Here is a 19,253-nt window from a genome sequence, read left to right on the forward strand (position 1 = left end):
CAACTTATTATCAATACTTTACAAGACTCTATAAACAGGATACTGTCTAAATGTTTTTTCTTCAAAATAAGGGGAATGTCTGTAAATCCAATCCAATTGTGCGGTTCCATCTTCAGATAGTTTTTTATCCAATGTTTTGGCCGATTCAAAGGCTTCTTTCAGTTTTTTATCTTTTTTAAGCAATTCAGCAGCGGTATCTTCGAAAATGTAAGCGGAATAGTATTCTTTCTGTGCTAAAATCCCATCGAAGAAATTCCAGTTGAAGAATGAATCCAGTGCTTCAGGCTCGAGGGTTTCTATGATATATTTTACCCCAGACTGATTGGTAGAAACCAGATAATCTCCGGCTGAAAACATCATACTTTTATTGGACTTGTCGACAGTCGTTTCAAAATGCAGATAATGTCCTTCATAAGGGTTTTTAACGGTTTTAAAATCTTTAATTTTATAGGACTCAACCGCCAAAGTACTGTCTTTCTGAATCGGTTTCATCTGAATATTATTTCTTTTAAATTCTTCAATAACTCGATACTGTGACTGCGGAATTACATAATATTTTGGAATAGTAATATATCCCGTTGGAACAGCTGTAGTAAAGAGTTTTATGTTCTTTGTAAACGGCTTGTTTCTGTCATAATACAGTCTTGGTTTCCCGGAAACCTCACTGGGTTTGTATCTTCCTTCATAGCCTTTAAAATCCATGGTAGAAAACTTGGTGGAATCTATTTTCCAACGGATGCCATACTGTTTCCCAGCCTGATATTGTTTCAGGTTTTCAATACGGAGCTGTTTTATTTTGTGATAATCTTTATCTAAATTCTGAAGGTTGACCCACATATATTTGTAAGTAGCATCCACTCTTTTGTCATAAGGTTTTAACATATGAGTTTCAGGGACCGTTCCTAAAGAATTGAAAAGGGAAGTATATCCTGTAGAATATCTCGGAGAATCTTCAAATGAAGCGAATCCAACTTCGGGAACATCTCCATGAATGTTTACATAAGGCGTACTTTCATAGCCAAGCTTTTTCATGTTCTCAAGATTTTTAGCCTGATAATCATTATAGAAATAAGCTCCAAGGGTATTTCCCAGGCGTTCTTTAAAGGTTGAAATATAGGTGAATGTATATTGATAATCTGCTCCGTTGCTGACATGGTTATCGATAAAAACATCTGGTTTTAACCATTGATAGATTTCCTGAAAGCTTCTGGCATTTTTAGAATCTGCTTTAATAAAATCTCTGTTCAGGTCATAATTCCTCGCATTTCCTCTGAAACCATACTGTTCCGGACCATTTTGGTTGGCTCTGGAATAGGATCCTCTGTTGAACATTCCGCTCACATTATAAGCAGAAATAGCAGCTATGATAAAGTTCTGAGGTGTTTTGATCTTTTGGGTTGCAAGATCTCTCATGAGCATCATGGTAGCATCTATTCCGTCCGGTTCTCCCGGGTGAATGCCGTTGTTGACGAAAAGAATGGCTTTATCTTTTCTTAATTTTTCAAGATCTTTTTCAGGAAAAGGATTGTAAACCACCACATAAATTGGCTTTCCGTTGTCATCTTCTCCTTTTTTAAGGTACTGAATGGTATTGAAGTTTTTAGCCAGATCCTGATAGTAATTATTCATTTCGTCATAGGTAACAGTCTGGTTACCATTTCCTTTTTCAAAAGGAGTCTGAAATGATTTTTGAGCAAAAAATAAAGTAGAACTCAGGGTGAATAAAAGATATTTCAGTTTCATTGAAGTCGTATTTTCAGACTTTAAAAGTAGTTATCTTTTGGGAGAAATGAGAATATGTTGATGGGTAAAATGTTTTAAAAATAGAAACCTCACAGGTTTTGAAAACCTGTGAGGTTTGTTTCCGATAGTATCAATTTCTGCCATTTTCTTCAGGATATAAGGAGGGAAGCAGATCACTTTGCCAGAATTGTTTGGAATCAATATCCATGATAGATAAAGATCCGGTATAGGCTGCTCCGGTATCCATATTCCAGATATTGGCTTTGTTGGCAGGCGTTGTCATTCCAATATCAATAGTGGGAGTATGTCCGATAAATATTTCTTTGTACAAAAGCAGTCTCTTAGGATATAATTCTGAATTTCTCTGCAGTTTTTTATCCATTGCCACGGCGGTTTCCCATAGGGTTCTGTCCCAACGGTAATTGCTGGAATAGACTTCTTTTTCAGGGCCGTGCATAGAAGCATATCCGGCATGAATAAACAGGCGGTTCTGATTATCAATGTGATAATTTTTCATCCTTTGAAAAAATTCCAGATGCTGCTCCAGGTTTTCCGGGAGATAATTTTTATAACTTTCAATGGTATTTTTTCCTCCATTAAAGAGCCATACATCAGGTTTTTGCCCAGATTCCAGCCAATCTTCACACCAGGCATCATGATTTCCTTTGATGAAAATACATTCCTGTTTTTCGGAAAGTTCTATTAAAAACTGTATAATTTGAGCAGATTCACTCCATCCGTCTACATAATCTCCGAGGAAGATCAGTTGATCATCCGATGTCACTTCTGCTCTTTCAAGAACCTGCTGTAAAGCTTTAAATCCTCCGTGAATGTCTCCTATTACTAGTGTTTTTTTCATTTTACTTCGAAATGTATTTTGCATCTACAAAGTCTGTAAGCCAGACTCCGTTTGCAGACTGGTAGAAAGATAATCCATCCTGATGCATTGTTCCGGTTCTGATGGTAAGAATCACAGGTTTACCGTGTCTCATTCCGACCTTTGTAGCAGTCTCTTTATCAGCACTTAAGTGTACATGCTGACGGGTTCTTTTTTCAATTCCTTTTTCCAAAATGGAAGAGATATTGGCTTCAGCAGTTCCATGATAAAGAAATTCAGGGGGCTGTTTTGTTTCCAAAGCCAGGTCTATATCAATAGAATGCCCCTGACTTGCTCTGATCATGGTTTTATCTTCATTAAAAGCAAAACGCTTTTTGTTATTGGTTTCTACCACCTCATCCAGTTCTTCGGGAGTGAAATACACTCGTCTTTTGGCTGATTTTCCTCTCAGCTCTTCTATGTCTGCCCAACCGTTTTCGTCCAGCGTAAGGCCTATGCTTTCTGGCTGATGACGTAGGATCAGGCTTAAAAATTTACTTATTTTTTTCTTTTCTATTTCGTTCATGGTTTGTGTTTTAATTCATTAATTTTTGGTTTAATTTCTCACTCAATTTTTCAATATCATCCTTTCTCACCAGCTCTGAAATCCATTCCTGCGGAATATTTTCAAATCCATAATAAATACCTGCAATACCTCCTGTGATTGCTCCGGTGGTATCGGTATCTTCTCCTAGGTTTACCGCTTTCAAAACAGCTTCTGAATAGCTTTCTGAGTTGAGAAAACACCATAGTGAGGCTTCCAGGCTGTGAAGAACATAGCCTCCACTTTTGATTTCATCTTCAGGATATCCGGAAATATCATTTATTAAAACTCTATTAAAAAGTTCAATTTCTTTTGGGTTAAAACCCTGTTCATCAGCATATTTTAACGCTGTCTTTTGTGTATAGCTATATGCTTCTGTTTTGTCCTTACCTTTTAATAATTCGATCACAAAAAGTACATAGATGAAACAAGCAAAAACCGAACGAAAATGACCATGAGTTATTGCTGAGACTTCTTTTACCGTAAGATAGAGTTTCTGTATGTCATCTTCATTTTCAAGATAAAAAGCAAGAGGAAGAATTCTCATCAGAGAACCGTTCCCATTGTCCTCTTCAAAAATATTTCCTGAAAATCTGGCACTTTCTCCCTTGATTAATCTTGCCAAAGCGTGCCTTGTAGTTCCTCCGATATCGAAAAGCCTTCCATGAGCGGTCCAATGGCCATATTTATTCCATTTTACAAAGCTTTGTCCTATCTTTTCCAGATCATACCTTTTGGTAAGTTCTTCAGCAAGACAAAGTGTAAGAGAACTGTCATCACTCCAGGTTCCCTTGGGTTGATTCCAGGACATGTATTCCAGCATTTTTGTTACCGGAAAACGTTTTAAATCTTCTCTCTTTTTAAACTCTACCGGAACACCAAGCGCATCTCCGATGCAAACGCCCATGATTCCGGCTTTTACTTTATTTTTCATTAGGCAAGATTGACCAGTTTGTCAAATAATAATTTCATTCCCTGGGTTGCTGTTTCTTTCATTACAACCGCTCTCTGTCCATATCCAAATCCTGTTTCATTGGGATTGATAACAATTAAAAGGCAGTCATCCTTGATGTCATGAATCAGTCCGGCTGCAGGATATACCTGTAAAGATGTCCCGATAACCAGTAAAATATCTGAATCTTTCACGATTTCTCTTGCGTTCTGATACAAAGGAACATCTTCTCCGAACCAAACGATAAATGGTCTTAATTGTGCTCCATCTTCAGCTTTGTCCCCAATTTTGATATCTTCTTTTTGTTCATAAATCAGACTTTTATTGTTGCATGAGCATGATTTGAACAATTCTCCGTGGATGTGAAGGATGTTGGTAGATCCTGCCCTTTCGTGAAGATCATCAATATTTTGGGTAATGATCTGAACATCAAAATGTTTTTCCAGTTCTGCCAGTAAGTGATGGGCTTCGTTGGGCTGTACTTCGTGAAGCTGGCGTCTTCTCTGGTTGTAAAATTCCAGCACCAAAGCTCTGTCTTTTCGCCATCCTTCCGGACTTGCCACATCTGTTACATTATGATTTTCCCAAAGACCGTCTCCGTCTCTGAAGGTTTTTATTCCGCTTTCGGCACTGATTCCTGCGCCGCTTAATATGGTTAGTTTTTTCATGGGTTTAATCTAATAGTTTTTTGTAAATCAATTCATTTTCATCATCAAAGCAAACAAAAATAACTTTCTCAATGACCTCTGACTTAAAGTTTCTGACCTCATCGACAGCAATTTTTCCTGCCAGTTCTTTTGGAAATCGGTAAACACCAGTACTGATATTAGGAAAAGCAATGGTTTTCACATCAAGGCTTTCTGCTAATTTTAAGGAATTATGATAACAGTTTGCCAGAAGTTTTGATTCTTTTTCTTCATGACCATTCCAAACCGGACCTACTGTATGAATAACATATTTTGCAGAAAGATTTCCTGCTGTTGTTACGACAGCTTCTCCGATATTGCATTTACCTTGTCTGTTTCTGATCCTTCTGCATTCATCCAATATATCTATACCTCCCGCTCTGTGAATAGCTCCATCTACTCCGCCTCCGCCAAGTAAGGATGAATTGGCTGCATTAACAATTGCATCGGATTTGATCTTCGTGATATCTCCTTTTATTAATTCAATTTTCATCTTAAATTAAGTTTTTTGTTTAACACCTCATCATCAAATACTAATGGTTTTTCTTCAGGAATGATCAAATTATCCAAATCATCATTGAGGACAAACTGATACTGATCTTTCACAAAATCTGAAATATTTTCAATGAGAAGAATATCATCTTTAGCAAAAGATCTGGTAAATTCATTCCTCAAACCGATCTGTATTGCTCTTCTTTCTTGTTTATTTCCAAAAGGATCATGATCAGGATCCCATTGCAATCTCACTGAGGATTCTTTCACCTGATTCTGCCATTCCTCTTTGGAGACTCCATTCTTTTCATTATAAGATGAATATACTGCATTTTCCAGATATTTTCTGAAAGCATCTTTTTTCAAATGAATAGCCAAAACATATTCCTGATCTTCTTTTCTACCCCATCCATTGCGGTACATCATCCAAAGAAAATTAGGTTTTATCCAGGTCATTCTTTCGAGGCTGAACCCTTCACCAAAGAATTGGTTTTTAACAGCAAATTCTCCTATTTCTTTTCTATAGGATTGATACACTATAATTTTCTCATCATCATACTGAGCCATGATGTGATGTCCTTCTTGAGGCCAATCCTCTAGTTGTTCTTTATATTTTTTTAGTTTGATATTCATTGTATCTCCTCGAATGGTTTCAGCATTTTTTCTTTCCTGCTAAGCACTGCAAAAACCACTCTTTTAAATTTATTTTTATATTTTCCCTGAAGATGCTTCCTGAATAATCCTGCAATTTCTTTTGGATCATTTTTGAAAACACCACATCCCCAGGCACCTAAAATCAAGACTTCATTTCCTTGTTGTAAAGCAAGCGAAAGCATTTTATCCATTCTTAGATCTATTGCCTCAAGGATTTCATGTTCTCTTTCCGGTTCCTGACGTTTTACCACGCCTGCATTAACTGCCGGAGAGGTAATGAAGTTACACAGCACAGGCTTAGGAAGCAATTCTCCTTTATCTTTCCGGAAAACCGGAACTTTGGGACTGTAAATCATTGTATCAGTATAAAAACAGGATTCCATCGCGCGGTGAGTCGTATAATAATCCCACGCCTGAAGGAGACTTTCATACAATCCGGAAGTTCTTGCCAGACTTTCTTCCTGTGCTTCCGCTCCATTGATAAATCCACCTCCGGGATTTTTTGCTGATGCAAAATTCAGGCACATAAGTTTTTCCTGATTTTCTTCTTCGGCTAATTGTAGTATTGCTTTTAAAGAACTGGATTTCCAGGTTTCAAATTGAGTTTCAAAACCGGTCGCTAGCATCGGGGAATCTTTCATTTGAGAAAGTTGCTCCGGAGTGAAAAGAACGGTTTCTTTTTTGCTGATTTCCAGTTCGTTTTCTATAGTTATTTTTTCGTTGTGTTCGTTGATATAATATTTTTTGGCCAGGATATCTAAGGTATCTTTTGCCATTCCTTTATTTGTCATGGTTAGTTTTTAATGTTAATCATCAGCTCTTCCAGTTCAGCATTTTCTGTCTTTTCAAAATCATCTCCTATAAATACTTTGGTTATTTTAATGTTGCCTACAATAGCTTTATTAAAGTTCTCCAGTTCTTCTGAAGGAACCCAAAGTTCATTATGGTTTCTTGCCCCTACATTCTGTGCAGGATATTGATCTGCTACTTCTTCTAATACATCAAACTGGGTTACAAAACCAAGATAGTTTCCGGCTTCATCTCTGGTATTCCATTTTTCAGCAATCTCAGAAGCATACTCTTCATTAAGTACAGGATAGAAAATGGGCTGCCAATCCAATCTTGGAGGAAATTTTTTAAATCCACTTTCTATAATTAAGATCATCTCTTTTTCTCCTACTGGTCTGTATAATGTAATTGTTTTCATGGTCATTATTTTTCAATCATTAAATCGTTCTTCTATTCTGTCATTACCTATAAAATTAATGCTTTTATCCTTCTGTTTCTTACTTCTTTAGAAATTAAAAAATCTGTTTAAAATCTTTTGAATACGGAGAATAAGATCCGTAGACAGCATCAAATTCTATATCCAGGTTTTCCTGCTTAAATTGCTCATCCATCTGATCTAAACAGGTAATCACAAGGTTCTTTTTAGTCGGAAATACATAAGCTCCATCTAACTTCAAAGCATAATTCAAGAGGCTGTAATCTATTTCTCCTGTTCTTAATTCCTTCTGATATTCATTAAATGTACAGGTTTCTTCTTCATTATTTTTCAGATTCATTTGTTTTTCATTGCTCATCCAGCCGTTTCCGTGACGGGTTGCATAGCTTCTGGTGACATAATACATTTCAATGTCTTCAATTTTTAAAAGCCTGCAGATTTCGTATGCATTTTTTGAAGTGGTATGAGCATAGGTCACATTGGGAAAAACGCCATGATCCATATCGAGTAAAATACCCTGGCTTCCTTCAAAAATAAGGTGATCAAATGAAGACAGCCAGGTATAATCATTTATTTTCCAATCCATCCCATCAATAGCCTCTAAGAAAGGGTTCAAGAGTTCTCTGATCTCATTCTCTTCGACAAAGCCATAATAATAGGCGATCCCTTTTAGTTTTTCCATCAGCATTTCTCTTGGTCCAATAAGATCTATCGCAAAAAGTTTATAAGGACTTTCGTGTCTTTTCATGGTTGCTCCTATTCCTTTTCCGCAGGTTCCGTGTTCCAGATTTCTGGTATTGGTTCTGTTCTGCCATACATCAAAAGGAGTGGTTACTTTTACCAATGGATGAATATGCAGTTCAATATTTCCATTCTTTGCTTTTAATTCTTCTTTTTCATTGAACAAAAAAACAGGGTGTATCGTACAGTGCTCGGTGAAGTAAGAAGGTAGCCCTCTGAGTGCTCCACTTGCAAAACTGGAATGTACATGCTTTCTTTCATCCATCATTACGGTATGTGCTGCCTGCTGACCTCCTGAGAATCTGATCACAACAGCCGCAGGATTCTGAGAAGCCAGAAAATCTGTGGTAATTCCTTTCCCTTCATCACCAAAACCTAGTCCTATTACGATTTGCGCCTTTTTCATATCCTTTTATTTTAAATGTCAATGCCTTGTTCTAAAGCATCTGAAACTGATCTAAACCTGCTGTTCCTAAGGTTTTATTTTTAAACTTATCGCAGATAATTCCTTTGATAACATTAGGGATTTCTCTGTGATCTTCAATGGATATACAGTTTTGTCCTAACAATTCTCTCCATCCTCGGTCTGCTCTGAGTGCCTGATCAGAATGCAAAACACTGATATGGTATACTTCATATTTTTTCTTTGCTTCTTCCAATAATTCAATATGGGTATATGTTTGCTGTCCATTCCCCATAATTTCCCTGATGGCTGAGGCAGGAAGTGTTTTCAAGCAAGGTTCATCGCCTATGGTAAATAGTAATCCTTTTTGTCCTCTTTTTTCAAAAGCATCTGTTCTGGTGTGGAATGCTGCAAAATACCACGCTAAAAGATAGCTTTCTCCGGCATTTCCGCCACCTCCGGATTCTATATAAGTTCTTGTCAGCCACATATCCAGTTCTTCATCACCTGACTCAAACTGCCCAGCCTGAAGCGGATAACCATCGCATTCATGATCTCCAATTCCCAAAAATAACAGAGCCGGATCAGGAACTCCTCCCTGGATAATTCCGCCCATTAGTTTGGGTAATCCCTCTCTAATCAATTCATGGGGAATATGTCCCATACTTCCGGTAACATCTAATCCTAAAATAATCGGAACTGAGTGAGGATGAACTTCTGAATCTCTGGATTCTCTGAAAGAAATTCCGTGAGGATTCATAGATTCATGGGCCATTCTTTTGGCATTTTGGGTGAAAATTTCCCCTGCGGATTTTGTTCCGTAACCTGCTTTGCTTGCTCTGTCATAACGAGCGTCTAAATCATATCTTGTACTTCCCATGATTATAATTTTTTCCAAATAAATATTCAAATCTCTTCTGGGTTACTTCAAGCTGAATATTCAGATTTCTGATTGTTAATGATAATTCCATGTCTTTCTGAACGAATGCTTCGGGATTGAAATCCGCAAAAGTCAGACTGTTTCTGTCTAGAGGACTGATATCAATAATCCCTTCCTGTTCGCGTTCAAGTCTTTTGATTTTTAATTCGATATCTTCCACCCGACGTCTGTAGATCAATTCGGAATCTGCTCCAATGATCTTTGCACGGTCTTCTCTGATCTGATCATTATTTCTTTGTAATGATTCGATAAATCTTGGTTTTAACTCATCTTCCATGATCAAATATTTTTATTTGTGTTAATAATACGCTAATTAAACAGGACATAGCAATGCCTTACTTTTTTACGAATAATTTATACTTTTGAGTACATGATATCTGTTCTCAACACATATTTTAGTCCGCTGATTAAAGTCTTTCCTTCATGTCTTAAAGGGTGATGAAAGATAAGAGCAGTTCCTTTTTTGGGAGCTACTGTAAATAGGTTCTCAAACTCTGTTTCTCCACCTTCAAAATTATCATTCAGATAGATCATAAAGGTATAAAAGCTTTTCTCTTTCTCATTTCGGATATAGCTTCCGTCTCTGTGCATTTTGAATTGCTGTCCGGGAGCATATTTATAAACTCTGAGCATCTCATTAAAGTTAAAAAGCTGATATCCATCACATTTCTGAGGTAAGAACTGGCTGGCTTTGTCAAAAAGATCTTGAGCCATTGCAGTATCAAAAATCATCAATCGGTCATTATTTCTGATTCCTTTATTCATTTGCTGGCGTCCAAATACATTGATCTTTGCTTCTTCAAAAACCTTTTCCTGTGAAAGACTGATGTACTGATCACATTCGGTTTCAGAAAGAAAATCTTCTATCAGAAATATCTGCGGGTGTAGTTCTGTTTTTTCCATAATTCCTATTTTGTGTTGGTGTTGGGTGTGTTTTTACCTTCTTAACTGATCTCTTACTTCCATCAAAGCAAATCCTAAAAGGTTTTCTCCGTTCCATAATAAAGGATTCTCAGCTCTGCTATCTGTTTCCAGCATTCCGATGCCCCAGATTCTGTCATAGGGACTTGCTTCTACCAGAATTTTATCTCCTGTTGACAAAAGAAAATCTTTAAATTTCTGATTCTGAGAGAACTTCAAAAGGTTTCCTTGTGTTACCATTTCATATTTATGCTCATCCCAACGTTTCGGATCAAAGTTTTTTACTTTTCTTCCCAGAGCTTTTGCCTGGTTAGGAGTATCCGACTTTAAAATTTCCGCTTCCGTTTCAGGATCATTAAACAATCTGGCTTTTCCAGCCATCATATAATGTTCTGCAGTCTTATAAATGATCCCGTTTTCTTCAAATCTTCCCGGAAACCATTGACTGAAACATGATTTGGTAATAATATCTTTTGCTGAATGTCCCCAGAAAAAAAGAAATTTTATCCTTTCCTTCTTCTGAAATCGTTCTGTAATATTTTGTATGGTGTATTTCATGATTGCGTTATTTCTACACAAATTTAAAATATTATCAGTCTTTGCACCAAATTTATTTGTGTTAATTTTACGCTAATAAATATAATTAATTGATTTACAGTGACAAAAATTTAATTTCGATAAATATGAATAGCACAAATTTTAATCACAAATGACACCAATTTGATGCGTTTCGGCTAAAGCCAATTGAATTGAATGATAAAAAAAACGGGCTAAAGCCCGTTCCTATTGAATATATTATAATACTTTTTGTTCTAAATATTTGTGAACATTAATGACACATTATTAGTGAAATTTGTGTTGAGATATAGCTATTTAATTTCAAAATAAAAGCCCTGCTCTTCAAGCTCTTTATACTTTTCTTTATTGAAAGTAAAAAGTTTTCCGGGTCTGCCGCTGCCTTCTTTTTTCACGTTGTTGGTTTCGTTTAGCAAGCCATAGCTCATGATTTTCTTACGGAAGTTTCTTCTGTCAATTTCCTGTCCGACGATCGTTTTATAAAGATTTTCAAGATCTGAAAAGGGAAATTCTTCATTGAGAAGATTGAAACCGATGGGTTGATATTGAATTTTTGTACGCAGTCTTTTTAAAGCAGTCTCAATGATTGTTTTATGGTCAAAAGCCACAGAAGGAAGTTTATTAATACTGAACCATTGTGCATCTTCCGCATCAGAATCTGCAAACAGTTCATGGTAAGATGGGTTTACAAGCCCCAGATATGCCACAGAAACCACTCTGTTCCTTGGATCACGACCCAGATTACCAAATGTGTAGAGTTGTTCTAAAAAATCAGGTTTTATGCCTGCTTCTTCATACAATTCTCTTTTTACCGCATCATCTACACTTTCATCATCCAGAACAAGTCCTCCCGGTAAAGCCCAGCCTCCTTTAAAGGGTTCTATATTTCTTTTAATCAGAAGGATCTGAAGATCTTTTTTATCAAAATATCCGAAAATAACGGCGTCTACAGCCACTTTTATATCCTGTAATTTTTTTGGGGACTCCATAAAATTGATTTGCGTTACGAATACACAAAGTTACGATTTATGCTCAAATTAAAAAATAATTTCGGTTATAATAAAAGTTCCTATCTTTAAGTTATTATTCTAACCATCTTAAAACTAAATTATTATGAAAAATGTATTAACAATTCTTTCTGTCGCTTTTTTATTAACAGCATGTGAGAAAGGAAAAACAACAGCTTCGAATACTACTGATAAAACAGATTCTACTGCAGCAAACGCTGAATGGAAACCTGTAGATTCCGCAACGGCTATGAAAAACTGGACGGAATATGCCACTCCCGGAGAAATGCAAAAAATGCTTGCAAAATCTGATGGGAACTGGGTCGGAGAAACTACTATGTGGATGGAAAACGGAGCAAAACCTATGGTAAGTAAATCCGAGGCTACCAATAAAATGATGTATGGCGGGCGTTATCAAATGACTAATCACAAAGGTGACTTTATGGGAATGCCTTTTGAGGGAATGAGCATTGTAGGATATGACAATTCCAAAAAGAAGTTTGTCAGTACCTGGATAGACAATATGGGAACCGGAATTATGCATAGCGAAGGAGATTGGAATCCTTCCACAAAATCAGTCGAATTCAAAGGGAAAATGACTGATCCTTCAAGACCCGGAAAGGATTGCGATTTCAGAGAAGTATTTACATTTGTGGATGATAATACTCAAAAACTGGAAATGTATGGTCCTGATTCCAAGACAGGAAAAGAGTACAAGACCATGGAAATAAAATATACCCGTAAGAAATAAATCCATAAAAAAACCGCTTCGTGTGAAGCGGTTTTTTATTTTTATAATGAATTAATTAATCATTCAGTTTTAATACAGCCATGAATGCCGATTGTGGTACTTCTACTCTACCAATCTGCTTCATTTTCTTTTTCCCTTCTTTCTGTTTCTCCAATAGTTTACGTTTTCTGGAGATATCTCCTCCGTAACATTTTGCAGTAACGTCTTTTCTTAAAGCTTTAATCGTTTCTCTGGCAATTACTTTCGTCCCTAATGCAGCCTGAACAGCAATATCAAACTGCTGTCTAGGAATCAGCTCACGAAGCTTTTCACACATTCTTTTACCAATATAATAAGCGTTAGAATCGTGAATCAATGAAGATAAAGCATCTACCATATCCCCATTGATCAGGATATCCATTTTTACAAGCTTGGAAGCTCTGAATCCGATCGGGTGATAATCAAATGATGCATATCCTTTAGAGATTGATTTTAGTCTGTCATAGAAGTCGAATACCACCTCAGCAAGAGGCATATTGAAAATTAATTCAACTCTTTCTGATGTTAAGTAACTTTGGTTAACAATTTCTCCTCTCTTTTCGATACATAAAGTCATAACAGCTCCCACGAAATCGGATTTTGTAATGATAGAAGCTTTGATGAAAGGCTCTTCTACTCTATCCATTGTAGAAGGATCCATCATTTCAGATGGGTTGTTGATCAAAATCGGAACTTCAGGTTCTTTTTTAGTATATCCAAAATAAGAAACGTTCGGTACCGTTGTAATCACGTTCATATTGAACTCTCTGTCAAGACGTTCCTGAACAATTTCCATGTGAAGCATTCCTAAGAATCCGCAACGGAAACCAAAACCAAGAGCCGCAGAACTTTCCGGTTCGAAAACCAGGGAAGCATCATTCAGTCTTAGTTTTTCAAGAGAGAATCTCAGCTCTTCAAAATCCTCAGAATCAATTGGGTAAATCCCGGCAAATACCATTGGTTTTACTTCCTCAAATCCATCGATAGGACCATCAGCAGGGTTTTCAAAAGAAGTGATTGTATCTCCTACTTTTACCTCACGGGCATCTTTAATCCCGGAAACCAGATATCCTACATCTCCACACTGAATGGTTTTCTTTGGAACCTGCTTCAATTTCAACGTTCCTACTTCATCAGCTCCATATTCTTTTCCGGTAGCGAAGAACTTGATCTTTTCATTTTTAGTAATACTTCCGTTCACAACTTTGAAATACGCTTCAATTCCTCTGAAAGGGTTGTAAACAGAGTCAAAGATCAAGGCCTGAAGCGGACCGTCAGGATTTCCAACCGGTGCCGGAATTCTTTCTACGATCTGCTCTAAAAGATGGTGAACACCTTCTCCTGTTTTACCTGAAACTCTTAATACATCTTCATAATCGCATCCGATCAGATTCATGATTTCATCGGTTACTTCTTCAGGGTTGGCAGATGGAAGGTCAATTTTATTCAAAATCGGAATGATCGTCAAATCGTTTTCCAGTGCCAGGTACAGATTACTGATGGTTTGTGCCTGAATACTTTGTGCAGCATCTACGATAAGAAGAGCTCCTTCACAGGCAGCAATAGAACGGGATACTTCATAAGAGAAGTCTACGTGTCCCGGTGTATCAATAAGGTTTAAAATATATTTTTCTCCTTTATACTCATAATCCATCTGGATGGCGTGCGACTTGATTGTAATCCCACGTTCTTTCTCCAAATCCATATCATCAAGCGTCTGAGACTGTAATTCTCTTTGGGTAACCGTATTCGTGTACTCCAATAGACGGTCTGCCAGGGTACTTTTACCATGGTCGATATGAGCGATTATGCAAAAATTTCGTATGTTTTTCATTTAAGAATCTTGTAATTTGCAAAGATAAGAAAATGCAAGAGAATTTTTCATTCTTAATTCTTTCTTTTCACTGAAACACAGATAACAATAAGAATAGAAGTTAAAATTTTCCCTTATTTCAAATATTATTTCGTTTTACCAAAGTCTTCCGGTAACAAATAATTTCCTGTAAAAGGATCAAGATAAACTTTAGGACCTAAAGTATTCTTCTTCTTATTTGAGAAACTGACATCTATAACTGCTCCAATGACACCACCAACCAAACCACCTGCTCCAACACCAATGGTGACAGCACTTGTAGTGGTTTCAGGAAATAATTCTGCTTTAGTTACTTCAATAAAAACACCATTCTCATCTTTGAAAATCTCCGTATAACCGACAGGGATATTTTTGTATGCTATCCCATTATGCACAAAAGCATAAAAATGTCTTATTCCCGTTTTATCCTCTCCTTTTACTGCCTTGGTAACAAATCCTTTATCATTAGTCTGCAAAGTAAATCCCGGTTCAGGAGTATGAGTAAAAAAGCTGTAATAATCTTTGTACACTCCTTCTTTCAATTCGTTTGCTTTCAGAATACTAAGTTTTTCTTTTAATAAAGAAGCATAGTTAGGAAGATCATTTTCTTGAATACTAAACTCCCATGGCATTCCTTTATAAGATTCTTTAAACAGATCAGTAAGAATTAAAGTCGCTTTTCTTGCCAGGTTTTGAGCTAAATAGGGCGTTATACGTGATGAAACTGTTGTTATGGTATCTTTTCTGTCAATAAAATGATAGCCATCTTCTTTCTTAATAAATGTGCTTGCTCTTAATTCAAGCTTTCCGATAGAATACTTTTCTTTTCTGTCTTCTGAAATTTTCAAATTTTCAAGCACAAAAACCATGTCATTATTCCCTCTTACCGGATTGTATTTATAAAACCAGTCTTGTATGTCTTTGCTGGCATTATTTTCGAAAATAATTTTCACCTCGTCCTTATGATACATGATCATTCCTACTTCCTGATCTGCTCTCTGATCTATCACCGTAAGACTTTTAATAGAGTTTTTGCTGTCTTTAATAGATTTTGAAAGATCAATCGTTTCTGTTTTCTGTCCAAATAATACTATCGAAAATAATAAAAAGAAAAGTGTTTTTTTCATAAATAAACTTTACGGTAAAAATAGGAAATTAGAGTAAAATCAAACGGCTCTCACAAAAAGATCTGTGAGAGCCGTCCAACATTAAAAAAATAAACTATTATGGGTTTTGTTTAGGTCCCGAAGCATTGTTATTATTACCGTGAGGTTTTCTTTCATCCATTTTATCCTTCATCATTTTTTCAGATTGAAACAACTTCAGAACTTTCTGACAGGGAATTACCTGCTGCATTTTATCTGCGTATTTCTTTCTGTTATCCAATAACTTCTGACCTACTTCAAAACTTTGCTGCAATTTAGCTTTTGCTTCCTCATCCGTTAACGTTTCAGGATCAAAGTTTGAATTAAACTGGCTTTTTATCTGCTTCTGACTATCCAGATATTCGTTATATAATTGGGTAAATTCGGCTTTATCATCTGGATCAACATTCAGATTATCCATGATCATATTGTTCCTGAATTTCTTAAGGAGATCTTTTCTCTCTTCCGGAGAAAGATTATTGATGACTTCTTTCCTTTGTTTAGGATCCATCTTTTTCCAATCATAATCCGTTCTTTGGGCATTTAATCCAAAGCCGTAGATAATCAAAAACGTCAATAATATCTTTTTCATTTTCTTTTAATTATAAATATCCAAATAAACGTCCTGAGTCGAATTACTTGCTAACTCTGCAATTTCAGAATTAGAAAACGAGTCCAGATATTCATTCATTCGTGTTTCTTCTTTTTTCTTTACAGTTTTCACCGGTTTTGGTGTTTCTGTTATTTTTTTTGTTTCATTTACCCTTTCCGAAGCGTAAATAGTATTATCCTTTTGATTTCCAACTGTTTGATTATTATTTTCAACAGAAGTTAAATCCGATTTTAAAGTTTCATAAGCCAGCTCACTTTCTGTTTTTGGCTCTCCGTTATTGGCAACATACGCTGTTTTAGTGTTCAGTGTTTGTTCAGTGGAATTATTATCTGAATTAAAAACATAAGTTGCTCCAAAAATCAAAGCCAGTGATGCCGCTGCTGCATACATCCAGTTCAGCTTAAAGACAGGTGCTTTTTTACTTGTCTTTATATCATTCATAACGCTCTCCTGAATATTTTCAAACATATTATCAGGAACTGTGTAAATGTTTTTACGCTCTAATTTTTCTATGTCGAACTCTTTCATCTTTGTTGGGTCAAAAATTATTTTTCGTAATTTTCTTTAATATAATCTTCTATTTTCTGTTTGGCATAATGATAATTTGTTTTCAAAGTCCCTACCGACATATCTACAATTTTTGATATTTCTTCATAGGGCAAATCATCATAATACCGCATCATAAATACCAGTTTCTGCTTTTCAGGCAGACTCTGTATAGCGTTCTGCAGTAAAATCTGTATTTCTTCAGCATCTCCTTCCGTATTATCTGCAACGAGATTCTGCATGTGATACTCCGGATCCTCATCAGTTTTCTGCATTTTCTTCATTTTGTTAACCTGCTGTAGTGCTTCGTTGGTAGCGATTCTGTACAACCAGGTATACAACTGGCTATCATTTTTGAACTGATGAAAATTCTGATAAGCTTTAATAAAAGTTTCCTGCAAAGTATCCTGTGCAAGATCTCCGTCCACAATAATTCTTCTTATGTGCCAGTACAATCTGCTTTGATAGGCATCCATCAAGGCACGGACACCTTTATCCTGGGTCCGTGGATTCTGCATCAACGAAATAATTTCCGCGTCCTTAATCTTCATAAGATGCCTTACATTGTTTTGGATTACAAAAATAACTGAAAGTTAAATTAATTCTTCAATTTTCAATTAAATATTTAAAATAATATGAGACACTTACACAATAAACGTGCCTATATTGAAGCACAGGATTTCTGAGGCCATCTTCCTTTTCCGAATCAGCTTAAAATCTTATATTTGTTATATGCAAATTGTAATCATCGGTTCCGGAAATGTTGCCTACCATATGGCAAAGGCATTTACTTTGAAAAGCATTCCCATTGCCCAGATTTTTGGCAGGAACGAAAAAGAATTAAGTAAAATTTCTGAAGAATTACACATTCCGTATTCCACAGATCATCTGGAGGAGGCAGATCTTTATATTCTCTGTGTAAGTGATCATTCTGTAGAAGAAGTTTCGAAAATCATTACCAAAAAAAATTGTCTGGTTACCCATACATCGGGATCGCTTCCTAAAGAAGTTCTGGCTGGTGAGTACCGTAAAGCAAGCTTCTACCCTTTGCAGACCTTTTCAAAATCCAAAGAGCTGGAGTATGAAAAAATTCCTTTTTTCATAGAAGCAGAAAATGAAGAAGATCAAAAAATATTGTTTGACCTTGCCTCAAAGATTTCAGAAAAGGTAATGGAAAGCAATCACGAAAAAAGAAAATATATTCATCTGACTGCTGTTTTTGCCTGCAATTTTGTGAATCATCTCTTTTCTAGAGCTAAAGAAATTTCAGATTCCCAGGATATTCCGTTTGATTATTTCCTGCCGCTGATTGATGAAACAGTTCAGAAAATTCATGAAATTGAACCTAAGCAGGCACAAACCGGACCTGCAGTGAGAAATGATGTAAGAATTTTACAGCTGCATGAACAGTTATTAAAAGACGAAAGTCTTGAAATTTATAAAACAATGAATCATTCTATTCAGAAAATGTATGAGTTATAAAGAGAAATTAAAAGATATTAAAGCATTTGTATTTGATGTTGACGGAGTTTTCACCGACGGAAGTGTTTACTTGCTTCCCGGAGGAAATATGTGCAGAGTAATGAATGTACTGGATGGATATGCAGTAGTGAAAGCATTAAAAAATAATTATCTGATCGGTGTTATCACAGGAGGAAATGATGAAATGGTAAAACACAGGATCAATTATCTGGGTATTCAGGATTACTATCCGAAATCTCACAATAAAATGGAGGATTTTGAAGATTTTAAGAAGAAATACAATCTAAAAAATGAAGAGATTCTGACCATGGGTGATGATCTTCCGGACATTCATATCATGGAAAATTCAGCGATTGCGGCATGCCCTGAAAATGCAGTTCCTGAAGTAAAGGGAATTTCCGATTATATTTCCCCGAAAAAAGGAGGAACCGGCGCAGTACGTGATGTGATTGAACAAGTGATGAAAGTTCAGGGGAACTGGCATGATGATAATACCCAATCTGTATAACTACTCGCATGAAATTACTTTTAGCATCCCAATCACCAAGAAGAAAAGAACTTCTTTCCAGCCTTGGTTTTGAATTTGAAGTCGTAAAAATAGACTGTGAGGAAATTATCCCTGAAAACATCAAAATAGAGGAAGCTGCAGCTTACCTTTCGGACTTAAAAGCAGAAGCTTTCAGAAGTCTGGAGGCAGATGAAGTACTTCTGACTGCTGATACGGTAGTCGCTATTGACCATCAAATTCTTGGAAAACCTAAAGATGAAGATGATGCCTTTGCAATGCTTCAAAGCCTTTCGGGAAGAACTCATCAGGTATATACGGGAATTACCATCAAAACAGCCAATACATCTTTTACAGAAACTGATGTAGCAGATGTTACACTGGCTGAGCTTTCGGATGAAGAAATAAACTATTATATTCAGAAGTATAAGCCTTTTGATAAAGCCGGCAGTTATGGTGTCCAGGAATGGCTGGGAATGGCAAAGATCACAAGCCTTACAGGAAGTTATTATACAATTATGGGGCTTCCTACTCATCTCGTTTATAAAATATTGAAAGAAACTGCTCTGATGTAAGAGAT

Annotated in this window: 24 protein-coding genes; 4 read left to right on the plus strand and 20 right to left on the minus strand. The window is 36.2% G+C overall.

All coding sequences use genetic code 11. From position 1 onward, the window contains the following. Positions 1–18: 18 nt before the first annotated feature. The 15 genes from CQ022_RS13515 to CQ022_RS13585 all read right to left on the minus strand — a co-directional run bounded on the left by CQ022_RS13515 (position 19) and on the right by CQ022_RS13585 (position 11,743). A complete protein-coding gene (locus CQ022_RS13515; protein ID WP_105682891.1) occupies positions 19–1,743 on the minus strand; it encodes a hypothetical protein in 1,725 nt (574 codons plus the stop codon). A 130-nt stretch (positions 1,744–1,873) separates the two neighbouring features. After that, positions 1,874–2,602, minus strand: coding sequence for a metallophosphoesterase family protein (locus tag CQ022_RS13520; protein ID WP_105682892.1), 729 nt, complete (start codon positions 2,600–2,602; stop codon positions 1,874–1,876). 1 nt (position 2,603) lies between these two features. Then, positions 2,604–3,146, minus strand: a complete 543-nt coding sequence (locus tag CQ022_RS13525; protein WP_105682893.1) for an RNA 2'-phosphotransferase — start codon at positions 3,144–3,146, stop codon at positions 2,604–2,606. Between the two features lie 10 nt (positions 3,147–3,156). Then, complete coding sequence (locus CQ022_RS13530; protein ID WP_105682894.1) at positions 3,157–4,098, minus strand: ADP-ribosylglycohydrolase family protein; 942 nt, start codon at positions 4,096–4,098, stop codon at positions 3,157–3,159. Further along, positions 4,098–4,784 carry an SIR2 family NAD-dependent protein deacylase gene (locus tag CQ022_RS13535; RefSeq protein WP_105682895.1) on the minus strand — a complete coding sequence of 229 codons (687 nt, stop codon included), beginning with the start codon at positions 4,782–4,784 and terminating at the stop codon, positions 4,098–4,100. The genes CQ022_RS13530 and CQ022_RS13535 overlap by 1 nt, the downstream gene beginning before the upstream one ends. Before the next feature lie 4 nt (positions 4,785–4,788). Further along, a complete protein-coding gene (locus CQ022_RS13540) occupies positions 4,789–5,295 on the minus strand; it encodes an O-acetyl-ADP-ribose deacetylase (RefSeq protein WP_105682896.1) in 507 nt (168 codons plus the stop codon). After that, entirely contained in the window at positions 5,292–5,927 is a 636-nt protein-coding gene (locus CQ022_RS13545) for a DUF4291 domain-containing protein (RefSeq protein ID WP_105682897.1), read from the minus strand. Before CQ022_RS13545 ends, CQ022_RS13540 begins: the two co-directional genes overlap by 4 nt. After that, a complete protein-coding gene (locus CQ022_RS13550) occupies positions 5,924–6,739 on the minus strand; it encodes a TIGR02452 family protein (RefSeq protein ID WP_105682898.1) in 816 nt (271 codons plus the stop codon). Before CQ022_RS13550 ends, CQ022_RS13545 begins: the two co-directional genes overlap by 4 nt. Before the next feature lie 2 nt (positions 6,740–6,741). Further along, complete coding sequence (locus CQ022_RS13555) at positions 6,742–7,155, minus strand: ADP-ribosylation/crystallin J1 (protein ID WP_105683395.1); 414 nt, start codon at positions 7,153–7,155, stop codon at positions 6,742–6,744. Between the two features lie 94 nt (positions 7,156–7,249). After that, the gene (locus tag CQ022_RS13560; protein WP_105682899.1) at positions 7,250–8,320 is read right to left on the minus strand and encodes an adenylosuccinate synthetase; all 1,071 of its coding nucleotides are present in this window, start codon (positions 8,318–8,320) and stop codon (positions 7,250–7,252) included. A 31-nt stretch (positions 8,321–8,351) separates the two neighbouring features. After that, on the minus strand, positions 8,352–9,197 hold the full coding sequence (locus tag CQ022_RS13565; protein ID WP_105682900.1) for a hypothetical protein: 846 nt from the start codon (positions 9,195–9,197) through the stop codon (positions 8,352–8,354). After that, positions 9,178–9,534 (minus strand): hypothetical protein, encoded by a 357-nt coding sequence (locus CQ022_RS13570; RefSeq protein ID WP_105682901.1) that lies wholly within the window; start codon positions 9,532–9,534, stop codon positions 9,178–9,180. Before CQ022_RS13570 ends, CQ022_RS13565 begins: the two co-directional genes overlap by 20 nt. A 77-nt stretch (positions 9,535–9,611) precedes the next feature. Next, the gene (locus CQ022_RS13575; RefSeq protein ID WP_105682902.1) at positions 9,612–10,160 is read right to left on the minus strand and encodes a 2OG-Fe(II) oxygenase; all 549 of its coding nucleotides are present in this window, start codon (positions 10,158–10,160) and stop codon (positions 9,612–9,614) included. Positions 10,161–10,193: 33 nt separating this feature from the next. Further along, entirely contained in the window at positions 10,194–10,736 is a 543-nt protein-coding gene (locus CQ022_RS13580; protein ID WP_105682903.1) for an NADAR family protein, read from the minus strand. Positions 10,737–11,047: 311 nt separating this feature from the next. Further along, entirely contained in the window at positions 11,048–11,743 is a 696-nt protein-coding gene (locus CQ022_RS13585) for an NUDIX hydrolase (RefSeq protein WP_034694004.1), read from the minus strand. Between the two features lie 124 nt (positions 11,744–11,867). On the opposite strand from CQ022_RS13585, the gene CQ022_RS13590 reads away from it, so the two are divergent. Then, positions 11,868–12,512, plus strand: a complete 645-nt coding sequence (locus tag CQ022_RS13590) for a DUF1579 domain-containing protein (protein WP_105682904.1) — start codon at positions 11,868–11,870, stop codon at positions 12,510–12,512. A 55-nt stretch (positions 12,513–12,567) separates the two neighbouring features. Here the strand turns inward: CQ022_RS13590 and lepA are convergent, their stop codons facing one another. The 5 genes from lepA to CQ022_RS13615 form a co-directional block, all read right to left on the minus strand. Next, a complete protein-coding gene (lepA, locus tag CQ022_RS13595; protein WP_105682905.1) occupies positions 12,568–14,364 on the minus strand; it encodes a translation elongation factor 4 in 1,797 nt (598 codons plus the stop codon). Positions 14,365–14,489: 125 nt separating this feature from the next. Next, positions 14,490–15,509 carry a hypothetical protein gene (locus CQ022_RS13600; protein ID WP_105682906.1) on the minus strand — a complete coding sequence of 340 codons (1,020 nt, stop codon included), beginning with the start codon at positions 15,507–15,509 and terminating at the stop codon, positions 14,490–14,492. 97 nt (positions 15,510–15,606) lie between these two features. Then, on the minus strand, positions 15,607–16,119 hold the full coding sequence (locus CQ022_RS13605; RefSeq protein WP_105682907.1) for a hypothetical protein: 513 nt from the start codon (positions 16,117–16,119) through the stop codon (positions 15,607–15,609). Between the two features lie 6 nt (positions 16,120–16,125). Continuing rightward, on the minus strand, positions 16,126–16,668 hold the full coding sequence (locus CQ022_RS13610; protein WP_105682908.1) for a hypothetical protein: 543 nt from the start codon (positions 16,666–16,668) through the stop codon (positions 16,126–16,128). Between the two features lie 17 nt (positions 16,669–16,685). Next, the gene (locus CQ022_RS13615; RefSeq protein WP_034694015.1) at positions 16,686–17,237 is read right to left on the minus strand and encodes an RNA polymerase sigma factor; all 552 of its coding nucleotides are present in this window, start codon (positions 17,235–17,237) and stop codon (positions 16,686–16,688) included. 181 nt (positions 17,238–17,418) lie between these two features. Here CQ022_RS13615 and CQ022_RS13620 point away from each other — a divergent pair, with 181 nt between their 5' ends. The 3 genes from CQ022_RS13620 to CQ022_RS13630 are packed head-to-tail and all read left to right on the plus strand — an operon-like array spanning position 17,419 to position 19,248. After that, complete coding sequence (locus CQ022_RS13620) at positions 17,419–18,168, plus strand: Rossmann-like and DUF2520 domain-containing protein (protein WP_105682909.1); 750 nt, start codon at positions 17,419–17,421, stop codon at positions 18,166–18,168. Continuing rightward, positions 18,158–18,676: a KdsC family phosphatase gene (locus CQ022_RS13625; RefSeq protein WP_105682910.1), complete on the plus strand. Its 519-nt coding sequence runs from the start codon at positions 18,158–18,160 to the stop codon at positions 18,674–18,676. The genes CQ022_RS13620 and CQ022_RS13625 overlap by 11 nt, the downstream gene beginning before the upstream one ends. A gap of 8 nt (positions 18,677–18,684) precedes the next feature. Continuing rightward, complete coding sequence (locus CQ022_RS13630) at positions 18,685–19,248, plus strand: Maf family protein (protein WP_105682911.1); 564 nt, start codon at positions 18,685–18,687, stop codon at positions 19,246–19,248. The last annotated feature ends 5 nt before the right edge of the window (positions 19,249–19,253 follow it).

This window comes from Chryseobacterium culicis (assembly GCF_002979755.1).
Lineage (GTDB): Bacteria > Bacteroidota > Bacteroidia > Flavobacteriales > Weeksellaceae > Chryseobacterium > Chryseobacterium culicis_A.

What these genes read in the sequence shown, in the direction of transcription:
- CQ022_RS13515 (WP_105682891.1), bottom strand. Translation starts at nt 1,743, where the DNA reads ATGAAACTGAAATATCTTTTATTCACCCTGAGTTCTACTTTATTTTTT.
- CQ022_RS13520 (WP_105682892.1), bottom strand. Translation starts at nt 2,602, where the DNA reads ATGAAAAAAACACTAGTAATAGGAGACATTCACGGAGGATTTAAAGCT.
- CQ022_RS13525 (WP_105682893.1), bottom strand. Translation starts at nt 3,146, where the DNA reads ATGAACGAAATAGAAAAGAAAAAAATAAGTAAATTTTTAAGCCTGATC.
- CQ022_RS13530 (WP_105682894.1), bottom strand. Translation starts at nt 4,098, where the DNA reads ATGAAAAATAAAGTAAAAGCCGGAATCATGGGCGTTTGCATCGGAGAT.
- CQ022_RS13535 (WP_105682895.1), bottom strand. Translation starts at nt 4,784, where the DNA reads ATGAAAAAACTAACCATATTAAGCGGCGCAGGAATCAGTGCCGAAAGC.
- CQ022_RS13540 (WP_105682896.1), bottom strand. Translation starts at nt 5,295, where the DNA reads ATGAAAATTGAATTAATAAAAGGAGATATCACGAAGATCAAATCCGAT.
- CQ022_RS13545 (WP_105682897.1), bottom strand. Translation starts at nt 5,927, where the DNA reads ATGAATATCAAACTAAAAAAATATAAAGAACAACTAGAGGATTGGCCT.
- CQ022_RS13550 (WP_105682898.1), bottom strand. Translation starts at nt 6,739, where the DNA reads ATGACAAATAAAGGAATGGCAAAAGATACCTTAGATATCCTGGCCAAA.
- CQ022_RS13555 (WP_105683395.1), bottom strand. Translation starts at nt 7,155, where the DNA reads ATGAAAACAATTACATTATACAGACCAGTAGGAGAAAAAGAGATGATC.
- CQ022_RS13560 (WP_105682899.1), bottom strand. Translation starts at nt 8,320, where the DNA reads ATGAAAAAGGCGCAAATCGTAATAGGACTAGGTTTTGGTGATGAAGGG.
- CQ022_RS13565 (WP_105682900.1), bottom strand. Translation starts at nt 9,197, where the DNA reads ATGGGAAGTACAAGATATGATTTAGACGCTCGTTATGACAGAGCAAGC.
- CQ022_RS13570 (WP_105682901.1), bottom strand. Translation starts at nt 9,534, where the DNA reads ATGGAAGATGAGTTAAAACCAAGATTTATCGAATCATTACAAAGAAAT.
- CQ022_RS13575 (WP_105682902.1), bottom strand. Translation starts at nt 10,160, where the DNA reads ATGGAAAAAACAGAACTACACCCGCAGATATTTCTGATAGAAGATTTT.
- CQ022_RS13580 (WP_105682903.1), bottom strand. Translation starts at nt 10,736, where the DNA reads ATGAAATACACCATACAAAATATTACAGAACGATTTCAGAAGAAGGAA.
- CQ022_RS13585 (WP_034694004.1), bottom strand. Translation starts at nt 11,743, where the DNA reads ATGGAGTCCCCAAAAAAATTACAGGATATAAAAGTGGCTGTAGACGCC.
- CQ022_RS13590 (WP_105682904.1), top strand. Translation starts at nt 11,868, where the DNA reads ATGAAAAATGTATTAACAATTCTTTCTGTCGCTTTTTTATTAACAGCA.
- lepA (WP_105682905.1), bottom strand. Translation starts at nt 14,364, where the DNA reads ATGAAAAACATACGAAATTTTTGCATAATCGCTCATATCGACCATGGT.
- CQ022_RS13600 (WP_105682906.1), bottom strand. Translation starts at nt 15,509, where the DNA reads ATGAAAAAAACACTTTTCTTTTTATTATTTTCGATAGTATTATTTGGA.
- CQ022_RS13605 (WP_105682907.1), bottom strand. Translation starts at nt 16,119, where the DNA reads ATGAAAAAGATATTATTGACGTTTTTGATTATCTACGGCTTTGGATTA.
- CQ022_RS13610 (WP_105682908.1), bottom strand. Translation starts at nt 16,668, where the DNA reads ATGAAAGAGTTCGACATAGAAAAATTAGAGCGTAAAAACATTTACACA.
- CQ022_RS13615 (WP_034694015.1), bottom strand. Translation starts at nt 17,237, where the DNA reads ATGAAGATTAAGGACGCGGAAATTATTTCGTTGATGCAGAATCCACGG.
- CQ022_RS13620 (WP_105682909.1), top strand. Translation starts at nt 17,419, where the DNA reads ATGCAAATTGTAATCATCGGTTCCGGAAATGTTGCCTACCATATGGCA.
- CQ022_RS13625 (WP_105682910.1), top strand. Translation starts at nt 18,158, where the DNA reads ATGAGTTATAAAGAGAAATTAAAAGATATTAAAGCATTTGTATTTGAT.
- CQ022_RS13630 (WP_105682911.1), top strand. Translation starts at nt 18,685, where the DNA reads ATGAAATTACTTTTAGCATCCCAATCACCAAGAAGAAAAGAACTTCTT.